Annotated in this window: 20 protein-coding genes; 7 read left to right on the top strand and 13 right to left on the bottom strand. The window is 69.4% G+C overall.

Translation table 11 applies throughout. From position 1 onward, the window contains the following. A partial coding sequence (locus IZR01_RS23330) for an AfsR/SARP family transcriptional regulator (RefSeq protein WP_194925089.1) occupies positions 1 to 2,747 on the top strand: 2,747 nt, incomplete at its 5' end. Positions 2,748 to 2,781: 34 nt separating this feature from the next. On the opposite strand, the gene IZR01_RS23325 is transcribed toward IZR01_RS23330, so the two are convergent. Next, positions 2,782 to 3,435, bottom strand: a complete 654-nt coding sequence (locus tag IZR01_RS23325; RefSeq protein ID WP_194894171.1) for a helix-turn-helix domain-containing protein — start codon at positions 3,433 to 3,435, stop codon at positions 2,782 to 2,784. 90 nt (positions 3,436 to 3,525) lie between these two features. Here IZR01_RS23325 and IZR01_RS23320 point away from each other — a divergent pair, with 90 nt between their 5' ends. After that, positions 3,526 to 3,738, top strand: a complete 213-nt coding sequence (locus IZR01_RS23320) for a hypothetical protein (RefSeq protein ID WP_194925088.1) — start codon at positions 3,526 to 3,528, stop codon at positions 3,736 to 3,738. Between the two features lie 513 nt (positions 3,739 to 4,251). Continuing rightward, entirely contained in the window at positions 4,252 to 5,343 is a 1,092-nt protein-coding gene (locus tag IZR01_RS23315) for a hypothetical protein (RefSeq protein WP_194894170.1), read from the top strand. Positions 5,344 to 5,445: 102 nt separating this feature from the next. Here IZR01_RS23315 and IZR01_RS23310 read toward each other — a convergent pair whose 3' ends face one another. From IZR01_RS23310 to IZR01_RS23300, 3 genes are all read right to left on the bottom strand, one after another. Further along, positions 5,446 to 5,847 (bottom strand): hypothetical protein, encoded by a 402-nt coding sequence (locus IZR01_RS23310; RefSeq protein ID WP_194925087.1) that lies wholly within the window; start codon positions 5,845 to 5,847, stop codon positions 5,446 to 5,448. Positions 5,848 to 6,099: 252 nt separating this feature from the next. Further along, the gene (locus IZR01_RS23305) at positions 6,100 to 8,382 is read right to left on the bottom strand and encodes a tetratricopeptide repeat protein (RefSeq protein WP_194925086.1); all 2,283 of its coding nucleotides are present in this window, start codon (positions 8,380 to 8,382) and stop codon (positions 6,100 to 6,102) included. A gap of 683 nt (positions 8,383 to 9,065) precedes the next feature. Continuing rightward, the gene (locus IZR01_RS23300) at positions 9,066 to 11,507 is read right to left on the bottom strand and encodes a tetratricopeptide repeat protein (RefSeq protein WP_194894167.1); all 2,442 of its coding nucleotides are present in this window, start codon (positions 11,505 to 11,507) and stop codon (positions 9,066 to 9,068) included. A 640-nt stretch (positions 11,508 to 12,147) separates the two neighbouring features. On the opposite strand from IZR01_RS23300, the gene IZR01_RS23295 reads away from it, so the two are divergent. Then, positions 12,148 to 13,155 carry a winged helix-turn-helix transcriptional regulator gene (locus IZR01_RS23295; protein WP_194894166.1) on the top strand — a complete coding sequence of 336 codons (1,008 nt, stop codon included), beginning with the start codon at positions 12,148 to 12,150 and terminating at the stop codon, positions 13,153 to 13,155. Between the two features lie 448 nt (positions 13,156 to 13,603). Here IZR01_RS23295 and IZR01_RS23290 read toward each other — a convergent pair whose 3' ends face one another. From IZR01_RS23290 to IZR01_RS23275, 4 genes are all read right to left on the bottom strand, one after another. Continuing rightward, on the bottom strand, positions 13,604 to 14,125 hold the full coding sequence (locus tag IZR01_RS23290; protein WP_194894165.1) for a hypothetical protein: 522 nt from the start codon (positions 14,123 to 14,125) through the stop codon (positions 13,604 to 13,606). A 169-nt stretch (positions 14,126 to 14,294) separates the two neighbouring features. Continuing rightward, entirely contained in the window at positions 14,295 to 14,738 is a 444-nt protein-coding gene (locus IZR01_RS23285) for a hypothetical protein (RefSeq protein ID WP_194894164.1), read from the bottom strand. Positions 14,739 to 14,905: 167 nt separating this feature from the next. After that, on the bottom strand, positions 14,906 to 15,208 hold the full coding sequence (locus tag IZR01_RS23280) for a hypothetical protein (RefSeq protein WP_194894163.1): 303 nt from the start codon (positions 15,206 to 15,208) through the stop codon (positions 14,906 to 14,908). Between the two features lie 130 nt (positions 15,209 to 15,338). Then, positions 15,339 to 16,781, bottom strand: coding sequence for a hypothetical protein (locus IZR01_RS23275; RefSeq protein WP_194894162.1), 1,443 nt, complete (start codon positions 16,779 to 16,781; stop codon positions 15,339 to 15,341). A gap of 326 nt (positions 16,782 to 17,107) precedes the next feature. Here IZR01_RS23275 and IZR01_RS23270 point away from each other — a divergent pair, with 326 nt between their 5' ends. After that, complete coding sequence (locus IZR01_RS23270) at positions 17,108 to 18,928, top strand: hypothetical protein (protein WP_194894161.1); 1,821 nt, start codon at positions 17,108 to 17,110, stop codon at positions 18,926 to 18,928. A 51-nt stretch (positions 18,929 to 18,979) separates the two neighbouring features. Here IZR01_RS23270 and IZR01_RS23265 read toward each other — a convergent pair whose 3' ends face one another. The 5 genes from IZR01_RS23265 to IZR01_RS23245 all read right to left on the bottom strand — a co-directional run bounded on the left by IZR01_RS23265 (position 18,980) and on the right by IZR01_RS23245 (position 21,218). Further along, positions 18,980 to 19,369, bottom strand: a complete 390-nt coding sequence (locus IZR01_RS23265; protein ID WP_194894160.1) for a hypothetical protein — start codon at positions 19,367 to 19,369, stop codon at positions 18,980 to 18,982. A 23-nt stretch (positions 19,370 to 19,392) separates the two neighbouring features. Further along, positions 19,393 to 19,632, bottom strand: coding sequence for a hypothetical protein (locus IZR01_RS23260; RefSeq protein ID WP_194894159.1), 240 nt, complete (start codon positions 19,630 to 19,632; stop codon positions 19,393 to 19,395). A gap of 20 nt (positions 19,633 to 19,652) precedes the next feature. Further along, positions 19,653 to 19,886, bottom strand: a complete 234-nt coding sequence (locus IZR01_RS23255) for a hypothetical protein (RefSeq protein ID WP_194894158.1) — start codon at positions 19,884 to 19,886, stop codon at positions 19,653 to 19,655. A 120-nt stretch (positions 19,887 to 20,006) separates the two neighbouring features. Further along, positions 20,007 to 20,246: a hypothetical protein gene (locus IZR01_RS23250; protein WP_194894157.1), complete on the bottom strand. Its 240-nt coding sequence runs from the start codon at positions 20,244 to 20,246 to the stop codon at positions 20,007 to 20,009. A 135-nt stretch (positions 20,247 to 20,381) separates the two neighbouring features. Next, positions 20,382 to 21,218 (bottom strand): SAM-dependent methyltransferase, encoded by an 837-nt coding sequence (locus IZR01_RS23245; RefSeq protein ID WP_323746305.1) that lies wholly within the window; start codon positions 21,216 to 21,218, stop codon positions 20,382 to 20,384. Positions 21,219 to 21,373: 155 nt separating this feature from the next. Here IZR01_RS23245 and IZR01_RS23240 point away from each other — a divergent pair, with 155 nt between their 5' ends. Both IZR01_RS23240 and IZR01_RS23235 read left to right on the top strand, forming a co-directional pair. Beyond that, complete coding sequence (locus IZR01_RS23240) at positions 21,374 to 21,784, top strand: hypothetical protein (RefSeq protein ID WP_194894156.1); 411 nt, start codon at positions 21,374 to 21,376, stop codon at positions 21,782 to 21,784. Positions 21,785 to 21,961: 177 nt separating this feature from the next. After that, positions 21,962 to 22,780 carry a hypothetical protein gene (locus IZR01_RS23235; protein WP_194894155.1) on the top strand — a complete coding sequence of 273 codons (819 nt, stop codon included), beginning with the start codon at positions 21,962 to 21,964 and terminating at the stop codon, positions 22,778 to 22,780. Positions 22,781 to 22,881 lie beyond the last annotated feature (101 nt).

Here is a 22,881-nt window from a genome sequence, read left to right as displayed (position 1 = left end):
CGCTTGCAGGAAGCGGCCTGTCTAGCGCCAACCAGAGCTTCGGCAGCACCAGGGCGTCGGGCCAGCATGAGAGCGTACACACCGTACGCCCCGGCGAGTCGCTGTATACGATCGCCGCAGAGGACCTCGGCGACGGCACCGACTGGCCCCAGCTGTACACGCTGAACCAAGGCGTCGTACAGGCCGATGGCGACAAGCTCACCAACCCCGACCTGATCCGCCCCGACTGGAAAATCCGCATCACTGCCTCGGCCGACGACCCCTCCGACTCGACAACCGGCCGAAGCGCCGCCCCGTTGCCGGCGGCCCCGACACCGACACCGCCGGCAGCAGCGGTCCCGACGCCCGCGCTGACCGCGCCCACGACGCCTCACGCGACTGGACATCCCAGCCCAGATGCTCCCCGCACAACGCCGTCCGCCCCGCACACAGCTCCACCCCAACAGTCTCAGCCTCCTGTAGCCGACACGCGGCACGAGCGTGCGACGCGCCGTCACGGCGGTGCCGCGGTCGGGCTGCCTGACGGAGGCGCCATCGGCATTACCCTGGCCGTCGCCCTGGGCTCGGCAGTGGTGCTGGCCCGCCGCTGGCGCACCCGCCTGACCGATCCCCGCTTCCCCACCCCCGAGCCACCGTTGCCCGGCACCCTGCAGGCCGCTCGCCGCGCCCACCTCAGAGCGAGCTCGGCGAGCCCGCAGTCCATCGAAGACCGGATCGACGAGACAACCAGCCCGCAGCACCTGAACGGTGACGAACACACGGACTTCGACTTCGACACACCAGGCACCGACACCACGATCGTCGGCACCGGGAAGTTACTCGACGAGGAGGACGGCGCATTCGACCTTTACTTCGACGGCGGCCAGGACAGCGACCACTCCAACACCGATGATGACGACAGCGCGGACGAGGACGACGTAGATGGCGGCGAGCCGGACTATGGCCTGGGCACCCGGTACACCGCGCCGCTGGTGCCCGGGAGCATCAGCGCTGCTGAACGTGGCGGCGCCGAGGTCCCTCTGGTCCCCACCGGTCTGGGCCTGGGCCTGATCGGGCCCGGCGCGGCAGGTGCTGCGCGCGCGATCGCCGCAGGCGTGCTGTCAGCCGGCGCCCCGGACCGGACCTCCGACCTGGCCCGCCTGATCATCCCGGCGGCCGACCTGGCGGCGCTGCTCGGCGTGGAGGAGACCGCCCTGCCGCAGCTGACCGCCGGGCTCCCGGAGCTCATCGTCACCCGCGGGCTCGCCGAAGCCCTGGCCGAGGCCGAGGTTCATGCCCTGTTCCGGACCCGACTGCTGGAGGAATACGAGGTCAACGACCTGGACGCCCTTAACGTTGAGCACCCGGATGAGGAGGACTGCCCACCGCTGGTGGTGATGGCCTCCCCAACCAGACCTCTGTCCGTACGCCTCACCGCCCTGATCGGCTCCGCCGCGCCGCTGCGGATCACGGCCGTGCTGCTCGGCGGCTGGCCCTCGGCCACCGCCTTCGTCGAGCACGACGGCACCGCCACCGGACCCGCGGCCGCAGACTGGGCCGGCACCCGCCTGTGGAACCTGAGCCCGACCGGCCTCGGCGACGTCATCACCCTTCTGGCGCGAGCCGCCGGACACCAGCCCGAGATTACGGGAGCAGCAGCCGTCACAGACCCATGGCCCCAACTTGAACCCGTCAAAGCCCCCTACCAGGCAGGCACCGCAGCCAGCGACAACAGCTGGGAGGCCACCGTCACCGCTTTGCCGGTGCGCACCGTGAACGTCGCCCAGCCAGCCGTCGGCCAGCCCACCATCGAGGACGCATCCGAGGCGAGGCAGGAGCCGACCGAGGCGGAATCGCCGATCGCACCGGTGACCGTCCTGCCGGTCCGCTCCGCCGCGCCAGCCGCTGAAGTAGCAGATGCCGGGGCCGCGGGCACGGCTCGCGCGGCAGTGCTGCTCACCGCATGGGAGCAGCACCCGGTGCAGATCACTGTGCTCGGCGGCTTGCGGATCAGCGTGGCTGGACAGCCGGTGGCAGGGCTTCGCACCCAAGCCCGGGTACTGGCCGCACTGCTCGCGATCAAAGGCCCCGCCGGGGCGACCGCTGCCCAGATCGACGCCATGTGCTGGCCCGACGCCGGCCCGGCAGATGCCGACCGGGTCACCAAATGGCGCAAGGACGGCATCACCTCGCTACGCACCCGCCTCAACGAGGCCGCCGGACGGCAGACCTCGGCCTACATTGCCCTGGACCGCGCCACCGGCCGCTACAGCCTCGATCCCGATCTGGTGGCCACCGACGTCTCCTCCCTGGCGGCCCTGACGGCCGCCGCACGCACCGCGCAGTCCTCCGAGGACCGGCTGGCGTTGCTGGCCGCGGCCTCGCCGCTGTGCGCGGGAATCCTGCTGGATGGGGAACTCGGCGACGTCTTCGCCTGGGCCGACGACTACGCGCCGACCTTCGCCGACCAACAGACTGCCGTCCTGGGCCGGCTGGCCGCTTTGGCCGCTGACGCCGGCCTCGCCGACCAGGCCTTGGGCGCACTGGAACAGGCCGCAGCCTTCACCGAGGACGCAGAGGCGCTGTACCGGCAGATGTTCGACATCCTGGCTGCCGCGGGCCGGCACGCTGAGATCCCCGGCAAACTGCGGATCCTGGAGACATTCACCGACTCCCTCGGCGCCGACGTCTCCGCCGAGACCCGCCAAGCCGCCGCAGACGCGATGCGCACACGCCAGCCCCGGCCCAAGCCCTCGGCTACGCCCTGAGCGCAACTGAAGCTGCCCCACCTTTGGTGGGACGTTAGACGCGGCGCTTTTCCGAGGCGCTGGCCAGGCCGTAGGTGCGGACCAGCCACGGCGAAGTATCCCCCCGAGGGCGCAATGCGACCTCGGCGACGGCCAGGCCCTTGCGAACAGCGGTGATGCCCACCCCGCACACCATCGAAATGTGCAGCGTGGCAAGTCCAATGTCCCGGTACAGCTCGCGCAGCAGGCTCCCGGACAACGGCATCGGCGCCAGCGTGCGTCTGGGCCCGGGAGGCTCCCACACCCCAGGATCAGGGACGGCAACCCCATGGCGGCGCAGGCAGCCAACAACACGGGGATCGGCGTACAGTTCCTCGATCAGCAGCCGCCGGGGGGCGTCGACAGAGCTACTGGGGTAGCCACGCCGCCGTATCGGCACGGCCGACTCGTGCAGCGCCTTACGGACCGTGCTGATCGTCACGCCGAGCCGCTCGGCAACTACTTGCATGCTGGCCCCACCCTGGTACAACTGGGCCGCGCGCTCGCGCAGCTCCTGGCGGTTGTAGGCGGTCTTGGGTTTAAACGCCCCCACCCGTTTGAACAGTCCGGCGGCCACCAGGCGCTGGTCCAGGTACCGACTGGATATGCCGAGCCTGGCGGCGGTCCGCTTCTTGGTGAGCCCGGATTCCAGATACGCCTGCCGCAGCATCTCAGCATCTCGTCACTGATAGCGGCATCATTGCGACGGTCGGTGCGAACGGTCGCCGATAGGCGGGCACCCAGCCCAGCCTGGGTCACGATGGTCTCGACAGTCTTCACGCTACAGCCCAAATGCTCGGCAATCCGCCGGATCGGCGGATGCTCCACGCTGTACAGCCGCCGCAACTCGGCGATATCCACCTCACCCGCTGGGCTGATCGCCCTGGCCTCGGCCAGCCACCGCCTCACCACCCCCGGGGACACACCGAAGCGGGCGGCCAGCGCCCGACCCGACACGTTCTCCTCCAGGTAGGAGCCGCCGCAGTTCCGCCGATGACACAGGGCAGGACCGGGTGCGGTCGCGGCGCGGTATCCCGGCCGCTCGCAGCCCCGCCGCAACCCGGTCCGGACTGGTATGAAGCTGCCTGGCGATCCGCCGCTCGGAAAGCCGCCGCTGTACATACAGCTCCCGTAGAACTCCCGCATCGGGCAGCGCCGCCTGCTTCACCGGTTCGGCACGAAACCCCACCTCGCCGTACAGATCACGCTTCGGTCCTGGCCCGCCAGTCATGCGAGTATTCCCCGTAGCATCGGTCGTTTTCATCCGAGATGCCACTATAGAACGCAAATATTCGATCGGTCCGACTGGCCTTGCGTGACCGCCGGTGCAGGGGGTCGGCCTGTGCTGCCGCAGCGACAACTCGGTTTGGAGTGTGCTGTAGCTAACGGCCGTGGGCATTGCCAGGTTTTCCCCGGGCGAGGTCCCGCTGTACTGCGGCCCGCCGTCCGGCCTCGATCGATTACGGGAGATATAGCGGAGGGTGTGATGGGGCAGTCGGCTGTGACGGCGACGGCGATCGCCGAGGTAACTACGCGTTGGCAGTGGGATGGAGTGCTGGTCGCCATGGCGGCCAGCGCCGGGCTGTTGGCGGCTACCAGTGTGGCCTTTGGGGCGATGGGCGTGCGCAACGCCGGGATACTCGTGGCTCGGTTGCCCTGGCTGCCGCGACGCCCGAGCCGCCAGGCCCACGCCGCCGCGGTAGCGGTGACCAAGCCGCTGGCCGAGTTGAAGAACGTCCAGGTTGGGCTGCCGAAGAAGGAGCAGGTCTGCGCCGCGTTGCGGCGTCGCTCGCAGGCCCGACAAGGCGCAACGCTGCGATGGGCGCCGGTGGTCGTGTTAGCGGTGGTGGCGGCCGTGATACGTCCGGATCCCGACCTGCTGGTTGCTCTCGTGGTCGTCTTCCCGGTCCTCGGATGCATTCTGTCGGTCGACCGTGCCTTCGACGTTCGGTCGAACCGGCGCGATCATATCGCCGAGCGCGCCGCAGATGCTTTGGGGATGGCGCTGGCTCTGGTGCGGCACCGGGGCAGTGCTGGGGCGCGTCACAATGCCCCAGCCCGGCTGCCGTACCACGCCAGGCGGTTGTGCCGAGCTTTGGAGCGGGCCGGCGGACGGGGCGCTACGTCGGCGATGACCCGTCGCCTCGTGGCTCAGATCCGATACTCGACGGACAGAGCGCTCGCTGCGGAATCCGATGAAGAACGTAGACGGGAGCGTAAGCATCTGGTGCTGGTGCTGGCTTCGGTCCTCGCCTTCCACACCAAGAGTCGCTTCGTACACTCCCTGCCAGTCGATCCGGCGCTGATCGACGACTCCGCCGTCGCGGCGATCGCCTCATCCCCGCGCGACGGCGCGAGGTTCGTTGTCGGCGGCGGTCTGGCGGTGCTCTTTTCAGTCTGCGCGATCTCCTACGCGGCGGCCCAGCTGCCGTTGCCTGCCGACGCGCTGCACTTCATTGCCCCGAGTATCGCTGCCTTGGGTGGCTACTGTCTGCGGAGGCGCCGAATCCCGGTGGTGCCGGGCACCGCGCCTTCCCCACCGAACGGTGGATCCGAGAAGGCGCTGGAGAAAGACTGAACGGAGCCGCGCACGATCTGGCGCTGGGGCGCACCAACGAAGGAAGGGCCGCTTCCCGAGGGCGGGAACGCCCCGAGAAACGGCCCGGTTCTGCAGGTCTGCTCAGTCCGGCGCGACGGCGATGTCGACGTACGCCTTGCACCTGCCCCCGGATTCGAGATCGGCGTGCAAGCTCATGATGGCTGCTGCGGCGGGGCGTAGCTGCTCGGCCCAGTCAGCGACCTCCTGCACCCGCATAATGGGCAGCAGCTGGCCGTCATGAGCCAGGATCAAGTGGGCGTCGACCGTATCGGCCTGCGCGCGGCGCAGGCGGATGTAGACGTCGCCGTCGAAGATCCGCGACACTGTCTCCTCATCACTCCACTGCCCGACGAACACGCCGTCAGGCGAGTCGATCTCGGTGACCAACAGCACGGCCTCCCCATCGGGAACGTCCGCGCCGATCGTGTACAGGTCGACGTCGTCGGCCCGTGCCGGCGCCACCGGTCTGTCATCTGTTGCCATTGGTGGTTGTCCCTCCGTGCGGTGCCCACTTCCGGTGGCGCGGGGCCACCCGCGTGGCGTAGCGCCACGCGGAGCTCCATCGACGCAATGTTCCCCACGAAGTTCAAGTTTTTCGGTGCCGTGTCGCACCAATGTTGTGTGTAGCCGTGATCTAACGTCTGAACGTGCCGCCCGGTCTGTTGTGACTCTGGCGTTGCCGCCCTCCACCGGCGGATCCACATCGCAGGTTGCCGTCCTCCGGGGAGCTGGCCCCTAGACAGGGTTCTCTGTCGCGTTGATGTACCCGAAGGTAACGTTCGAAGTATGGGCCTGGCTTGGACTGCTCTTGAGATAGGAGTGTCTGTCCGGCGCAGTGATAGCGCTGCTCGGCGTGTGAGCACTGGGAGAGACGGGGGCTGCGGCTTGGTCGCGCATGGTGCGCAGTTCCCGTAGCAGTTTGGCGCGGCGGCTATCGAGGTGGTCAAGGTCGCCGATGAGGGTGCCGAGTTCCTCGTCGCGGCCGTCCAGTAGAAGGAACAGTAGGCCGAGGCCGTATCGGGCTTTCGTGTCGACGTCGTCACTGAGGATCGCCTGGCGGAAATAGAGCTCGGCCTCGTCTTCCCGACCGGCGTCATCTGCGAGTAGGAGCGCCAACAACAAGGTGCCCTCGGCGTTTCCAGATGCTGCAGCTTCCCGGTACGTGGACTCAACACTTTCCCCGTACCCGGGTATGTGCTCCCGGCCCAGGAGTGCGCCGAGATCGTACAGTGCGTTGTCCATGCCGTTGGCGGCGGCCATCCGGAACGCTGCCTCGACCTCGGTTTCGTGTCCAGGCTGCCGCCACAGCATGCTGCCTAGGCGGTAGGCGGCCCTGGGATCCCCCAACTCGACGCAGCGACGGTAGAGAGCCTCGGCCTCCTGCTGTCGTTCTTCCTGGCATTCGATCAGCCATCCGAGGTTGTAGAGAGCGTCCAGATTCTCGCCGCCCTCAGCCGCCCAGGCCCGGCGCATGACGGCTGTCTGCTCTGCCATGCGCCGATTGGTGTTGAGGATCATGGGCAAGCCAGCGCAGATGATCTCGGCATCGCTCATGGGTTTGGCCCGGCGGAGTATCGCCTCGGCTTCGGCCTCCCTGCCCGGTTGGCGGGCGATGAGGATACCGAGTTCGACCAGTGCGCTGCTGCGGTCGCTGTCGGCGAACCGCCGCAGGATGGCTTCGGCTTCCTGCTCGCACTCGTCCTGGTGGGCCAAGTGGACGCCGAGAGCGTACTCGGCGGCTTCATCGCCAGAGTCGGCCGCATGACGCAGCAGTGCCTCGGCCTCCTGCCGGCGGTCTTTCTGTTCGGCCAACACGCTGGCGAGGCTGTAAACGCTACGGTCGCCGAGATCGACTTCTTGGCGAAGGTACGATTCGGCTTCCGCGTGATCGCCACGGGCGTGGGCGACAGCCCCCATGATGTTCAGGCAATCGGGGTCGTGCGCGTCAGCGCCAGCCGAATAGACACCTGTTGCCACGTCGACCCTGCCATCGAAAAGCGCGGCAGCGGCGAACATGGACAATTGCTCGACCGTGGCCATCGCCGAGGCCGTCAACCACGCCTCGTTGCGGACCGGCTTGCCCGTACCGTCTATGCGGCTGCGGCGGCCGTGATCGATGAGATAGTCAAAGACAGCGATCTGGCCGTCGCTATGGAGTCTCAGGCACGGTTCGGTGCCGGACTCGCTGTGTGCCGCCCAGGCCAGCGCCTCCTCGACAGTCGACAGATCCAAGCGGTTCGCTGCGATCCCGGCCGGCAGGTAGTGCTGCCAAAGTCCGTCCAGGGCCGAACGAGGCAGCAGACCGGAAAGACCAGTCCGGCGCAGGTCCACCGCCGCCGATATCAGCGCGCCGGCCACCGGCTCGCCGCCGGAGCAGGCCAGCTGCCATCGCGCCACGGCCGCGGGACCTCCGGCGATCGCCGGTCCGAATCCTGCACCCGGATTCGCCCTCACACCGGCGTGGATCCGACTGTCGAAGGCCAACTCCCGGGCGCGGACCAGCTCGCCATCACTCAACTTCGCCGCGAGGGTCACCGTGTGATCGGCCAGGCGCAAAACCCTGACGGCCGCTGCTGAACCCCCGTCGGCGGCCGTGAGCGCCGCCCGCACGTCGGAACGCAAAGTAGCCAGAACCGTGACGCTGGCCCCACGAGGGCACAGCTTCGCCAACAGCGACTCGGTCAGGCCGCCGGGGGTCAGGAACCGTTCGAGATCATCCAGCAGAACCAGAGCGTTCCCCAGGACCTTCCCACGCAGAGCGGCCAACTCGGTCTCAGTGGTACAGCGCACCAGCGACCAGCCGGGGACCGCCTCGCGGGCGGCCCAGTACGACAGGTGAGACTTCCCCGCTGCCGAGTCTCCCTGGATCACGATCAACCCGCCTTCGCGGATCCGGTTGACCAGCTCAGGGTGTTCGTCACGGACGACGTTGGGCACCGGAACCGTCTTGCCGTCGACCCGGGCCGCTGGATGAAGCCAGAAGTCGGCCGGGACTGCGTCCCGGACACGCTCAGCCACCCCTGCCGTCCCGATAGGCCGCCGCCACAGTGCCATGACCGAACCGGTCGCGGCCGGAAGACGCTTGCGGCCAGCCGCAGTGCTGGCGGCACCAGCCGCCAACAGCAACGACAACGACCAGGCAGGAGCACCATGCCAGCGCCCCAGAGCCGTGGCGCCCCAACCCGCCCCCAGCAGAGCGAGAACCAGGCCAGCCAGAACCAGCGTGGCTTTGATACGTCGCGACACATCCCACCCCGACAAATACGTCCCCTGCTTCGCGCGCCAGCGTACCGTCCCTGCGACGAAGGATGGTGTGGACGTATTTCGTGACCACGCCAGCCGCCTCGGAAGCACCGTGAATGCTCCAGCACACGCGCCGCTCGCGACCTTGCTGCCAACGCGAGCCGACCAAGCGGTCAAGAACCAGGTCAGTCCTGCAAAGGGTGATCCTTCTTGCAGACGGTGCGATGTTGCTTCGCAGACGCGCTGCTAACGGCTCGTATCGAAGTCGTTGAACGGAGCCGCCTGGCCAAGTGTGTCAACGCGACTCCGTCCACGTGCACCTTTTCGAGATAAACAACTTCGATCCATTGACAATCTGTCATAAGAGTCGCCGTGGCGTGGCCCAAGATGCCACACCCTAGGCAGTCAGTGCTCAGCACACCTTGTCGGTATCGAATCGAAGTCGAAAGTCATCGGCTTCAAATCGTGGGCCTGTCCAGTTCAGCAAGCCCGCGTGCGGCGGAGTCGGCCGCAGCGGCGTCCCGCGAGGCGATCGCGGTCTGATACGCCTCGCGGGCACCGAGGGCGTCGCCTTCGGCGGCCAGCAACGTGGCGAGGTCGACTGCGGCTCGCGGTGCGATGTCGTCATGACCAGATTCAACGGCGCGGCGGAATGCGCTCATAGCTCCGCGGACGTCGCCAAGCTCGGACAGCAGCGCACCCAGGCAGGCTGCTGCCAGCGGTGCATGGTGCAGATGTCCAGTCTGCACAACTCTCCGATAAGTGGCGTCAGCCGTCTCGAACTCGCCGGCCTCCTGCTGCAGTACGCCGAGACTCAGCAGCGCGGCAGGCGCGTGCTCAGGATGGCCCGAGTCGATCGCCACCTGTAACGCCTGATACGCGCCGCCGAAATCGCCGTGCTCGGCCAGCAACATACCGAAACGCCCTGCTGCGAAGGGGGCGAATTCATGATGCCCGGAGTCGATCGCCGCCCGGTAGGCGTCCCGGGCGGAGAATAGGCTTCCACGCCAGCCATGCAGCATCCCGAGCCTGACGTTTGCTGCCGGCGACCACTGCGTATGTTCCAAGGCGACGGCACGCTGGTAGGCGTCCTCGGCTTGCTGGACATCTCCCTGTTCTTCCAGGAGGATCCCGAGGCTGAACGCCGCTTGGGCGGCGTAGTCGGTAGGGCCTACCTCGGTCTCCAACCGAAGGGCATCGGCCGTGGCGGCCCGGTCGCCTCGCGCGTTGTGCAGCAGGGCCAACCCCATCGCCGTACCGGGGGCAAGCGGTGCGTAGCCGGATGCCACCGCGCCGGCCAACACGCTCTGCGAGCTGTCCGTATCGCCCTGAACGGCGAGCATGGAGCCCAGAGAGAGCGCAGCAAGCGCCGCGTGGGCAGGATGTCCTGACTCCATGGCAGCCCGGTACGCGCTTTGAGCCCCGGCGATGTCGCTTTGGCGCTGCAGTAGGACCCCGAGGCTTGTGGCCGCGAGTGAGCGCCGTGCCGGGTCGGTGGTGGCGCACATCGCCAACCTGAGCGCGACCTGTTCCCCGTGAGTGTCACCGCTCCTCCGCAGCAGGACTGCGAGGGTGAAAGCGGCGCGGTGGCGCGCCGGGAGATCATCGTCGGTGGCGGCTTTGCGCGACGCGGCGATAGCCAGCGGAAGACCACGCCGGGTGGGCTCAACGACGACGGCGATCGCGTGACAGGCCCGTGGCGAGCTGGACGCAATGAGCGTCAGAATCTCGCGGTCGCTGACGGCGATCTCGGCGCACTGCGCCAGGATGTCGTGGGGGCGGTATCCGTCAATGGTCCCGGGGGTGCTCGCGCACGGCTCGAGCACGGCGACGGCCAGCCCTGCCAACGGTCGGCACGCGCCGGCCAGGGCGCTGTGAAACCAGTCAATAGTGGCCTCGGCGCGCTCACGCGGGTCGAGCCGGGCAATCGCCAGCGCCTCCAGCACGGCGCTGGGGATGGGGTTTGGATGGCCGCAGACGGTTGCTGCGATTCCTGCGGCGAGGACGGCGTGTGCGTAGGGGTCCGAAGGATCACCCCAGTGCGCCAGGAGCACCGGCTTGGCCGCCAGCACGCCAGCCAGTTCGGCGTCAGCGTTGGCAAGGGCGTCACGCAGCCGGGGATCGCGGTGTTGGAGGTCGGCCGCGCGGGCTAGTTCAGCGTCGCTGAAGCGCGCGGGCAGATGCTCCACATGAGCGAGCACGGTGAGGATCTCAAATGCGTCTTCGTTGAGCTCCGCCGCACCTTCGCCGGTCAACAGGTCAAGGCGGCTGGTCCAGATCGTCGCAACAATGAGAATCGGCCGGGCGTGGTTCAGAAGCCGCCGGACGAGTTCGGCCGTCAGTTTGTCCGGGCCGAGGAAGTTGTAGATCTCATTGAGCCATACCACGACCAGCTCGCGCCCGGTGCTCTGGGCGAAAGACGTGAGTTGCGCGGTGTTCTGTGGAATAAACACCTCGGCGTCGGGCAGTTCCTGGTGAAGGACTTCGAAGGCGCACCGCGTTTTCCCCACGCCGGCGGGACCCGCTAACAGCAGCAGGCCACCGGTCCGCCGCTTGGCGGTGACCCAGTCTGCCAAGCCGCTATGAAGGTCGCGCCGTACGTAGAGGGGAAACTCGCGCGATAGTGCCGCATCGGCTCCTTGCGGCAGCGGAATCGCCCGATGTACGCCGAGGACATCCCGTGCTTCTACCAGGTCCTTGATCTGCTGCAGCCTGCGCCGCCCCGGCGCCACCTCCCGCAGCACGGTAGTTACCTGGTTGCGTCGGGCCAGCCGGTCCGTGACGTGGTTCGCCAGCGCTGTGCCGACGGCATCGCGCAGCGGCATAGCGACCGCGACGATGGCTGAGAAGATTGCCCCGGCACCGAGGACCACCCAGCGCGACTGGTGGGCACCCGTCAAGAGCAAGATGACGGCCGCTGCGGTCGTAGCTCCGACCAAGGCTAGAGTCAGCCAGCTTGCTGGCCTTCGCACCATGACTCCATCATGACCCAGGGCGCTGACACACGCTTGCGTTCCCCGCAAGCCGCAACTGGGCCCTCACGACGGTCGGCCAGTGCGCGTTCTCGAGATGGTTGTCACCAGGCTCGTGGTGTGACCTGGGGTCGCGTCCCGATTTGTTCGCACCGTCTGTCACCAGGTGGTCGAGATTGTTGTCACCTGCTCGCAGTTTGCGCGCCGACTGTCACCGGACCGGGAGACGTCACTGCTGATCAGAGTCGATCGGGCGGAAACCACGACGCCGAGCCGCCTCGTGGTGACAGTTTGAGCGGCCAGGTGACCACTATCTCGAAAAGTCGCAGCCAGCGAGCCGGACTCAGTTTTGGCGCCCTCTATCCCCTTACAGAGGCCAACTACCGTTCATAGCCACAGTGACCGTGCACGCAAACAATGGCCCTGACCTGACCAAGTTGACAACCACAGAATATAGAGCGTCCATGGACACCGTTCCCCGGCACCGGCGAGACGCGAATCGCACCGGGGACGCCCCGGCCGGGGCATGACCGTACCTCTTTCCCGAAGCACTGAAACGAGATCCGCCATGCCCAAAAAGAAGACAACCGCCCCGTCCAACTCACCTTCGCAGCCGCCCTCCGACCCCACCGCGCTGCCGCCCTCGGCCCAGAAGGTCCTGGAGCTTCTGGACGCCGAATCATCGACTACGGTGGCCGAGCTGGCCGAACGTGCAGCCCTGGGCCGCTCGACCGTGACCAAGGCTCTGTCGATCCTGCTGGACGCCGGAGTGGCCGTGCGTCAGGACGGCGGCCACGAGGGAACCCGCCGTCTGCCGGACCGCTGGTCTGCCGCGCCCAACGCCGACGCGAGCGATCCCGCAGCCACCGCCGACGCTGAGGGGCAACCCGCCGCTGCCGACCACGCCGAGGCTTCCCCAGCGGTCGCCGAGTACGACGACGACACGACCGGCGAGACCGAGTCCGACGTCGCCGCAGCCGGCCCAGACGATGAAGCACTGTTGCGAGACACCACAACGGGCGGTGAAACCGAGCAAGACGAGCGTCCCGCCGCCGAACCCGATTCCGATTCCGATTCCGATTCCAGCGGTGGATCCGCCGACGAGCCGACCGGAGACGGCGCGTCGGATCACGCAGATCCGCACGATGGGCCGGAGCCGGAGGACTCGACGGCCACCGACGACGAAGAACCGGATAGCGGCGACGATGAGAGGTCCGCGTCCACGCCGGAGCCGGACGACTCCGAGCATCAGCGCGCGGAGGACCCGACCAGGTTGGCCGTTGGCGGCGCTGACGCCGAGCGTGACGACCCAGCCCCCGCTGGACAAACGACCGCAGCGGAGGCATCCGGCCCGCGACTGGGCAAGGGGGAGCTGCGTGCCCAGGTAGAGGCCCACCTGCGCGAACACCCCGACCGGGCGTGGACGCCGACCGCCACCGCAAAGGTACTCAACAGGTCGGCGGGGGCTGTCAACAACGCATGCGAGAAGCTGCTGGAGATCGGGGTGGTCATGACGTTCGAGGACAAGCCCCGCCGCTTCCAGTGGCGTAGCGACCAGGACGCCTCGGCCGGCTGACGACGTCGGCACGGATCCACACGGCGGTATGCGCGGGACGGTCACGTTCCGCGCATACCGCCGTTCTGCTTGTCCGTGACAACGCCGCCCGGTGATGTCCGGTCGCGTGGGAGCCGGGGCGCCGTCAGGACTGCGCAGTGCGGCGTCAGTCGTCGTCGTGGTCGTGGTCGTTACGGTCGGCGGCTTCCTCGGCGCGGTCGTCGAACCTGGAGACGGCGGTCGAGCTGTCCAGGTCGCGGTTTGCGCGGCGATCCGGTCGGCTGCTTCGTGGTTCATCGGTGTGTTGCGTCCGATGGCCTCAGCATCCGCCGCCGGGTGCCACCAGCAACGGGGCGCGAATTTTTGCAACGGGTAGCGCGCCGTGTGCGCCCTCCCGCGTCGCGTCGTGTTCGCGGTTCGGGACTCGCTGCGGAGTCCGGACAGCGGTTACGCGGAGGCGCTGGCGACACTAGGCGAACTCGTCGGGCTCGCGGCCGAAGTGCTGGTTCAGGAGTCTGCGGGCGGCACGCACGCGAGCGCTCATCGCCGCCCACTTGGCTGGGGTCTGGGGCCACCAGTCCCAGCCGCCGCCTTGAGCCGGGGGTGTCGCGCCGTGCAGCGCGGACATCCGGATCAGGGCGATCTCGTACCCCTTACGCTCGGTTGCACCGTCGACGGGCCACATGACGGGGTAGGCGTCGGGGAGGTGGGCAGCGAGTACCGGCGTCAGGGCAGCGCCGGCGGCGGTCCAGCGGTCCGTCCCGTTCGCCACGGCTTCGGCGAACTCCTCGGCACGGGCGCGCTGGTAGTCGGTGCGGGCTTTGACGTTGCCCGCCTCGCCCCAGTACTGGACGACCGCGAGCTCCCTTGTCGGTCCGACGCACCATCCATAGACGCCGGATTGCCGGGTGGGTTCCTGGCTGTCGCGGCCGAGGAACGCTTCGGCGTCGCCGAGCAGGAAGGGGCTGGGCGGCGCGTACTGTCCGGTCATAGCCGGATGATATGTGTGGGGGCTGACAGCACACAGGTGTCACCGGCTCGCTGACCGGCGGGCGGACTCGGCGTTTCTAAGGGGCGCGGCAAGTAGACGGCCGGTGACACGGCGGCCCCGGGGGTTGGCCGTGGGGCCGCCGTTGTGGGGGCGATGCCGGGCTCGCCGGTCAGCGGCGCGGGCGCGGTGCCCGCCTGCGGCGCCACCACGGCAGTGTCTGATAGGCGCTGACGGCCTCGGCGTGACGGCGGTCGTCGTCTTCACGGGCCTGCTGGGCTTGGGCGTACCGGGTGCGCGCCTCGGCGATGTCGAAGTCCAGCTCGGCCCGCATCTTCTCCAGAATCTGGTGCCCGGCCTCGCCGACGGTGATCTGCGAGCTCTCCAGCGCCCACCGGACCAGCCGGAGCTGCTCAGCGTCCGATGGGTTCCCCCGCCAGCACACCCGCATCGCGACCGGCGGGTCGGAGTCGACCCCCTGGCCGGAGGCTTGCAGCCGGCAGATCCACTCCCGGTCACGCAGCTGGTTGATGACGCCCCAGAACAGCTCGTCGCCGATCTGCTCTGGCCGCCCTCGCGCGGCGTCCATGTCGATGCCGGTCACGCCGACCCCCATGCAGTTCAAGATCACACAATTGAAGATCCAGAACGATAACTCACAGCTTGACTGTTTGGCGAGATGTGCCCACCTATGCCGTGGTGGCAGCCGCTGCGCGATCGGGGCTTGCCGAACAAGTTCGGTGCGGCCCTGGCAGGCGGCCCCGACACGCTAGGCGGCAGCGCTCAGAAAGCCGATGCCAGCGACAGGGTTCCGGCGTTGAGCGTGCCGGTGTGGTTCGGCCGGTTGCCCGTTCGTCGGCGAACGGCGCCGTGCCGACGAAATCCCGTCCGCCACCCCGGCCTCGTGCTCGTAGGCGAACCGGCGACGCCGCTCATGGCTCCCTGCAGCCGGGAAGCGGCGAGGGCACGGATGTCATCGCGCGCGTGTCGCCGCGGCGACAGCATGCCGATGACGGCGACGCCTTGCCGACGTTCGGCGTCCGTTCCGCCCGAGGCGCTCATCGGAGGCGTGAATGCCTTCCTCATCGGCATCAGCGGTGTCGCCCAACCCACACACCCCGGCGCGCGGTGCCTCGATCGTGCAAGGAGCGGGGTCGGTCTTCCGGCGCGTCCTGCGGCGTCGGCACGGGTTCACGCGGGGTGCCGGTGGGCGCGGTCAGGGCTGGTCGAACAGTGCCTGCAGGGCATGCGGGTCGAGCAGGTCGATCCAGGTGACGGTGTCGGGCAGCGGTCCGAGGTCGGCGGCCAGGCGGTCGGCGTGTTCGGTGCCGCCGGTGTCCAGCACCGCGCGCAGTCCCGCGGCGTGCCGGTCGGGCAGCGGAACCGGACCCGCTCCGGCGTCGGCAAGCCCGGCCAGGTAGGTGCGGGCCAGCGGGGTGAGGATCACGGCGTGGGCCGCCAGGAAGCCCCCGAACTCCTCGGTGCCGGCATCGCAGGTGTTGGCCGACTCGGCGGGGCTGGGACACGGCAGTCCCAGCTGGTCCAGGATCGCCGCGGTCAGGCTGCCGAGTCGGCCGTCGGGCCCGGTGTGGGGGACGGGCCGAAACAGCGCGCTGTCGCCGTCGGCGCGCGCGGTGTTGAACACGGCCAGCAGCACCGATCGCAGGGTCACGACGACGATCGCCGGGTCGCCGGGCCGTGGCCCGGCGGTGGATCGGGGCACGAGCATGCGGCCGGTGAACCGCTGCCGGACGGTATCCGCGCAGCGCAGCAGGACCGCGACGGTCTGCTCGGCGGCGAACGCCGCGGCGGCGGCCGTCGCCTCGTGCGATGCCTCGTGCTCGGCGAATCCGCCGCCACACGGGTGCCAGCCGACCTGCCAGCGCCACCGCCGTGGCCGGGGCCGGGTCCGGCCCCACAGCGCCTGATCGTCCGGGTCCTCCGGCAGGTCGTCGTCCGGCGCCGGGAGCAGCCGGGCGTGCAGGAGGTTCGCCGAGCCGGGAACCTGGCGCTCCGCGGTCCGCAGCTCGCCGTGCAGGACCCACGGCAGCGGGGCCGGGGCGTGCTCGGACAGGCGCAGCAGCGCGTCCCCGGCCGTGGCCAGGCGCTGGAGCAGGGTCTTGACCACGGCGCGGCGCTGGGCGTCGGTCCAGTCGGCCGGGGCGGTGGCCGCCAGCGCACCGAGCAGTGTCGCCTGGCGCTCCCGGCGGCGCTCCCACACGGACGGCCCCTCGTCGGCCAGGGGGAACGGCCGATCGGCGTCGTCGTCGGCTGGTGGTCCGGCGGTGCGGTCCACGGCGTGCAGCGCCCACGCCAGCTCCTCCCGTCGCAGGCCGAAGCCCCGCGCGGCGTCCCGGAGTCGGCTGGCGGGCAAGGCGGCGAGCAGTTCGGCCAGGTCATCGACCAGGGTGGCGGCCTGCCAGGGCATGCGGGGCACGGTGACCGGCAGCGCGGGCCAGTCCTCGGCGGTGTGCGAAAGGTCGCCGATCCACAAGACGCCAGCAGGGGCCTGATCCAGCACCTGGAACGCCCCTGTGAGCAGGTGCCGGGCCGGGGTGTTGTCCGGAGGCGGGGTCCCGGCGAACTGGCAGAGCGCTTCCGGCAGCCGACCGGGTTCGACGGCCAGCGCGCGAGCGCCGCGCCGGATACGGAACTCCATCCGCTGGTCCCCCTCTCCCCGGCGGCAAAGTTCGCCGCCGTGGCCCCGTGGCGCCGGCCGGTGCACGGTCGCGCCTCGTCGATTCAGTGTGTCAGGGCCGGACCGGCCGGTCACCGGTGTTCACTCGATCGCGTTGCCCATCCTGGCGGTGGAAGGCGAGGCGGCCCGGCAGGTGACCGGTCCGGCGCGAAGCGAGCTGGGCAGCGACGCGCAGCCGTTCTCGCCCGGCCGGCACCGCAGATCCCCTAGCCTTGGGACCGAGGCCGGTCGACAGCACCGCACCGCGCGCCGACCCGCCGGAAAGGGCGAGGAGAGTCAGGAGTCCGATGCACACCCGCCGCGACCTGCCGAGAATCGACTGGGCGAACCTGATGGCCTCCGGTGTCGCGCTGCACGCCCTGGCCGAGGTGACGGTGCTGCTCACGCAGTCCGGCGGCGCCAAACTGCACCTGCCCAAAGTCGAGCGCTACGGCGGCTGCCAGCACGCCCCGGCCGGGGCGACCCAGACCAGGCACCGGCTGGCCGAGGTGTACGACCAGATCTGCCTGCGCTGCCACCTCGCCCTCCCAGCCGCGCAGCACGCCGCCTGGATGGCGGCGGCGATGCTGGATCAGAAGATCCGCCGCAGCGCCCGGGATTTCGCCGAGGCCGAACGGCCGGCCGCTTCCTGGCTGACCTACGCGCGCCTGGCCGACGTGGTCGACGACCGCGACGTGGAGGACTTCGCCGCGCTGTGCAAGCTGGCCGCCGGAAAGCCGCTGGCCTCCGACATCGCGGCGCTGCGCGCCGGGTGGTCGGCGCTGCGCGAGCGGCGCGCTGGGCGGCTGGCGGCCTACGCCGCCCGCTGCCCCGCGCCGATCCAGTACGCCTCGGCCGCCGACGCGGCGAAAGCCGGCGCCACCAGCCAGGCCAGACGCGACTGCGACCAGATCGAGCGATGCGTCGGCACCCTCGAAGAGCACGACATGTACCGGCCGAGGGCCAGCCTGTGGACGGTGGTCAGCCACGCCTGGCAGAAAGTGCGCGCCCAGGACGCCCCGGCGTCGGCGGCGCGGGCCGCCGCGCTGGCCGCCGCCGAGGTTCATCTGTCGCACGCGCAGGTCAGGGACGTGAACCTGCTGCCGCTGCCCCCGGCGTTCGACGGGGTAGGGTTCCACAGCCCGGCCGCCTGGGCCGCCGCGGAGCTTTTCGACTGGTGGCAGCGCGCCGTCGTCGGAGCGTGCCGGACGCTGGAGGAGGCCCTTTCCGAACCGGCCGCGCCCTCGGCCAAGCGCCGTCTGCTGCTGATCGCCGACTGGCCGCTGACCTCAGCCTCGCACGTCGCCTTCGCCTTCTTGGCCGCGTGCGATCGCCACGGCCCGCTGGTCCCGGCCAAGGTCCGCCGCGGCTGGTGGAACGCCCCCAGTCCCCACGACACGTCCGACCGCGCCGCCTACGCCTGCGTGGTCGCGGTCCCCGAGGAGTTGGCCACCCGGGCGCTCGCCCTGGCCGCCGACCGGCCGGGGCTGCTCACGGCCGCAGGCACTGTCGGTGCCGGTAAACCGCGCAAAGCCGACGTGCAGGCGCTGCTGCGCACCGCGTTCCCGATCCTGCCCGGCGACTTCGCTGCGCCCGCGCCCGCGCCGACGTCGACGGTGCTGCGCAACCGGCGCGCCCGGCGCAGGGAGCTGACACGCTTCGGCCAGGACTACTTCACCGGCCTGCGCCCCTACGCTCTGGCCGACGAGCTGAGCACCGGCCGGTACGCCTTCGTGCCCGGCGGCCGGCAGAGCCTCGCCACGCTCGCCGAACTGTCCGACTACCTGCGCGCACCGCTACGGTTCGACCTGGAATGCCCCGCCCCGCCAGGGGCCGCCGATACCGCGGTCCTGGCCGCGGTGTTCGGCGAACTGTCCGGCATCGACCCGCAGGCCGACACCTTCACGCTGCGGCCCACCGGCGGGCACGCACCGATCGTCGTTCCGGCCTCCGCGCTGATCGGCATCGGCGGCGCCGGCCAGCCCCTGCCGGGGCGGCACTGGGGCGATCCGCAGGACCTGGTCTGGGCCCCGCTCGATGACGCCGGCCAGGCCGACGACGCCCTGGACGAGGCGGAGCTTGAGGAGCTGGTGCTGCAACGGCGTGCTCGCCTCCACGTCCTGACCTGACGGCCCGCCAGCGCGGCACCCGCGGCCGATCGGGCAGGGGAAGCCCGCTCGTCAGGCCGCTGCCGGCTCGGGGCGCGCGGCACGCGGGGACGCCGACTTCTTCTTCGGCGGCGCCGCCTGGCCGCTGGCGGCCGTCGCCTTCACCGCGGCCTTCACCTCGCGCAGCTCGCGCCCTGTCATCTCGGCCGTCTGCGCCTCGGTCACGCCGTCGGCGACGATGGCGGCCAGGCGCCGGGCACTGTCCGCCCGCAGATCCTCGATCTTGGCGGTCAGCTGCTCGATCTCGGCATCGTTGCCCGCTATCTCCGCGGCCTGCTCAGTGATCCTTTTGCGTCTAGCGGCCTCCAGGCGGCGCCGTTCGGCGTCTTCGGCGTCCAGGAGCTTGCCAGCGTGCTCCCGTGCCCGTTTGCGCGCCGCGGTCGGTGAAGTTCCTGCGGTCATGGCCCCACGGTAACCCAAAATGTTCAGTTCCTAATATCAGGTAGCCAAATGTAGTGATATGCGTGCTCGGGTTCGATTCGCACCAGCCAGCCACCGGGCTTGGCTTTGGTCCACTCATGCACGACGCCCAGCCGCCACGCGCCGCCGACCCGGGCCCGAACGGGCATGAAGGACTGGGCGACGCGCGTCGCGTACATCGCCTTCGGCGGCTTGCCGATCGCGAGGTCCAGCGGGGTCGGGCCGTAACGGATCGAGCTGTTCACCTCCGGCGGCACCCCACGCCTCAGCCCTGCGTTGGGTGGACCCGGATCTGGAACCCGGGCCCGGCCGGGCGGGTGTCGACGCGCAGCCGCGCCTGGCGGAAGGCGTGGTCGAGGGCGGCACGGGGCGCCTGGGCGGGCACGCCGTTGATGACGACAGAGCCGTCCTGGGCGTCGATCCGGATCGCGTCGTACGGGACCTCCAGCTGGAACAGCGTGCGGCTGACCGCCGAGGCGAGCGTCTCTAGGTTCTCCATGCGGCCGCACGATACTCGAACACTAGTACTAAATCGAGGAGGCGCGCCGGGCGCGCGGACATTCTTTGCCCGTGGAGCTGAGGCGAATGAGTCAACGTCCTGATGCATCTACGGCATCGATCACGCGTTGTCGGCAAGGCGGGCGATAGAGCGAACCAGCCGTTGTACGGGGCCATCCGAACCGGGTCGGAGGTCCGATGCGCGGCCGATGGCATCTGCGACGTTTTGTTCGTCCAGGAACGCCCACCGCGTCCTACTGTGCACGTCGCGCTGCTCGAACTCGGCGTTGAGCTCGTCGACGCGGTTCGCGCGGGTCAGCAGGAACAGCGACAACTTGGTCGCTAACAGAACGGCACTCACGCTGCCGCCAATACTTGCCCGAGGGGGACCATGTCGGGCAAGCGAGACGTCGTGACCGAGGGTATCGACGACCATCTGTCCACTGGGCCCGCGTAGCCGTTCAGTGGGCTGCTTCGGGCAGTTGATCGGGTCTTGCTAGGGCTTGCGGCCGATGCCGCCGTATCCCCACACCTGGTCGGCCCAGTCCGGGATCTGGCCATCGGGACGCCAGGACGGGAGGTGGACGATGCCGGGCTCCAGGACGTCCAGGCCGTCGAACAGCGTGCAGATCTCCGCGTAGGGGCGCAGGACGATCGGCGCGGTGGCCCGGTCGTAGGCGCGGGCGCCCTGCGCGCCGCGCTCGGGCTCGAAATCATTGGTGATGTGGGAGATCACCAGATGGCTGCCTGCGGGCACCGCGTCCATTAACTCCTTCACGATGCCGGCCGGGTCCTCGTCGTCCTTGACGAAGTGCAGGACGGCGAGCATGAGCACGACGATCGGCTTGTCGAAGTCCACGGTGGCGCGTACGGACGGATCGTTGATGATCGACTGCGGGTCGCGGATGTCGGCCAGGACGACGGTGGTCAAGTCCGGTGCTGCGCCGCGCAGCAGCGCGCGGGAGTGCGCCGCGACACTGGGATCGTTGTCGATGTAAGCGACGCGCGCGGCGGGGTCCACGGCGCGGGCGACGTCGCCGGTGTTCCCCGGGCCGGGAATGCCGGTCCCCAGGTCCAGGTATTGGGTGAACCCTGACTCGGCGAGGTGGCGTACGGTTCTGCCGAGGAAGTCGCGGTTCCCGCGTGACATCGCGCGGGCCTCGGGTACCGCCTCCAGGGCGAGCTCGGCGGCTTCCCGGTCGACGGGGAAATTGTCTTTTCCGCCGAGAAAATAGTTGTACATGCGGGCGGGATGGGCTTTGGTGGTGTCTATCTCCGGGGGGAGCCAGCCGGGTGCGACCAGGTTCTCCCCGAGCGGTTCCACGTCCGTCACGCCGCGCCCCCTCAGTGTGGCGGCTCGGGTGCCGCCGGTCGCCCTGATCCTAGCCGACCTTCACCGTGCCCTGATACGGCAAAGCGCAGCCCCCGTTCCGGTGCCCGCACGGATGCTGGCGCGCGCTGTGCGCTGTCGCCCTGGCCGCTCAGGGGGTGCATGCCTGGACGACGGCGGCGCTGTCGACGGACGTCAGGAGTCCGGCCAGCGGGATCAGCAGCTCGGAGAGGTTGGAGCTGGAGGGCGAACCCTTCGACGGGGTCGCACCACAGCAGCGCGCCGGGGACGGCCGCGGCGAGGACCCGCTGCTCGTGTGGTGCCGCCGACACCTGGCTGAACGTCCACTCCGCCACGTCGGCGGCGCATGCGGACGCCTGGACTTCCCGCAGTTGCCGGCCCAGGGTCTGCACCGGCGGACCGGTGGAGACGGCGGCGCCGTCGGCGAGAAGAGCATCCAGCTCGTCCAGCCCGAGGTGGCTCGCGATGCGGCGGGCGTTGTCGACGACGCTGCTACGCGGACCATGTTGGCGATGCTATGTTGCGGGCCGCCACGCTGCCAGTCATGAGGCAGCGGCGACTGCGGCGCTGCTTCTTGCCACGCCGGGCAGCCCCGAGGCCAGGAACGTGGTGCGACGGCGCGCGGCAGGTGGTCGTCGATGCGGCGAATCAGGGCCCGCGCATCGACTGCACGGCCTAGACTTCCGGTGACAGAGGAGCATGAACTGGTCACTCGGGGAGGAGTCGTGTCGTCGGTGTTCCAGGAGAGCGAGCCAGACAGCAGCGGCGACCAGCCGATGTTCCCGGATCTCGCGGGGTCCTGGTGCGTCGCTGACCGACGTGGCAGCCCCATTCTCCTCGAGCACCACGACGTCCTCGCCGTCTGGGGAAAGACGCACACCGCCAGGTCCGTAGCTTTGCAACGGCTGGGCGAAGCCACCCGCCTTGAAAAGGCGATCTCAGGCCTCCTCCTTTCCGGTCATCACGACAAGCTCTATATCGGCCGTTCGAAGCAGCTCGCATCTCCCGCATTTGGCGACACCATCGGACGGGTCGCGCAGCCGCTGGACCCCACAGACGGCCTTGAACTCATCCGGGGCACCTACTACTGGCTGTCCTCTGCGTTCGTCGAGTTGGCCGAGTCCGCCGCGCCAGTTTCACCGGCTTTCCACACGTCAGCTGTGCCCGGAGAAGTCGTCGGCAATTGTCCTTGCGACGACCGGGAGCTGTGGCTGGAAGCGCAGCGAGAGGTGGGCAGGTGGATTCCCTGGATGGTGTGGTGGTCACGACAACACGCCGAGAAGCATGTTGACGTTCGCGCGCTTGGCGGTCACATGCCGCACGGGGCGGCAGCCCGACTGCGGCGGCGCGCGGAGCAACTCGCCGCCGAGCTGCTCGGCTACACGCGGCGGCTGCGCCGCAACCTGCTCAAGGAACTGCTCGCGGCACTGACCGTGGGGTCCCCCACCCGGCCGAAGGCACCGCCGCTGACAAGGCTGATCACGCAGTTCCGTACGGCCCTTGTCGGAACCCTGACCCGCACGGCACCTCCGCTCGCCGCGTAGGGCGAGCGGATCACGGGTCGGGACTATCCGCCAAGCCACCCTTGAAGGTCATCCGGTTGTGCCCAATGCCGCCGGCAGTCCCGGCCGAATTCGATCGGTGC

It is taken from the genome of Catenulispora pinisilvae, assembly GCF_015356865.1.
Classification (GTDB): Bacteria; Actinomycetota; Actinomycetes; order Streptomycetales; family Catenulisporaceae; genus Catenulispora; species Catenulispora pinisilvae.
The sequence above is the reverse complement of the archived record's forward strand: the minus strand, read 5'-3'. Positions and strand labels throughout refer to the sequence as shown.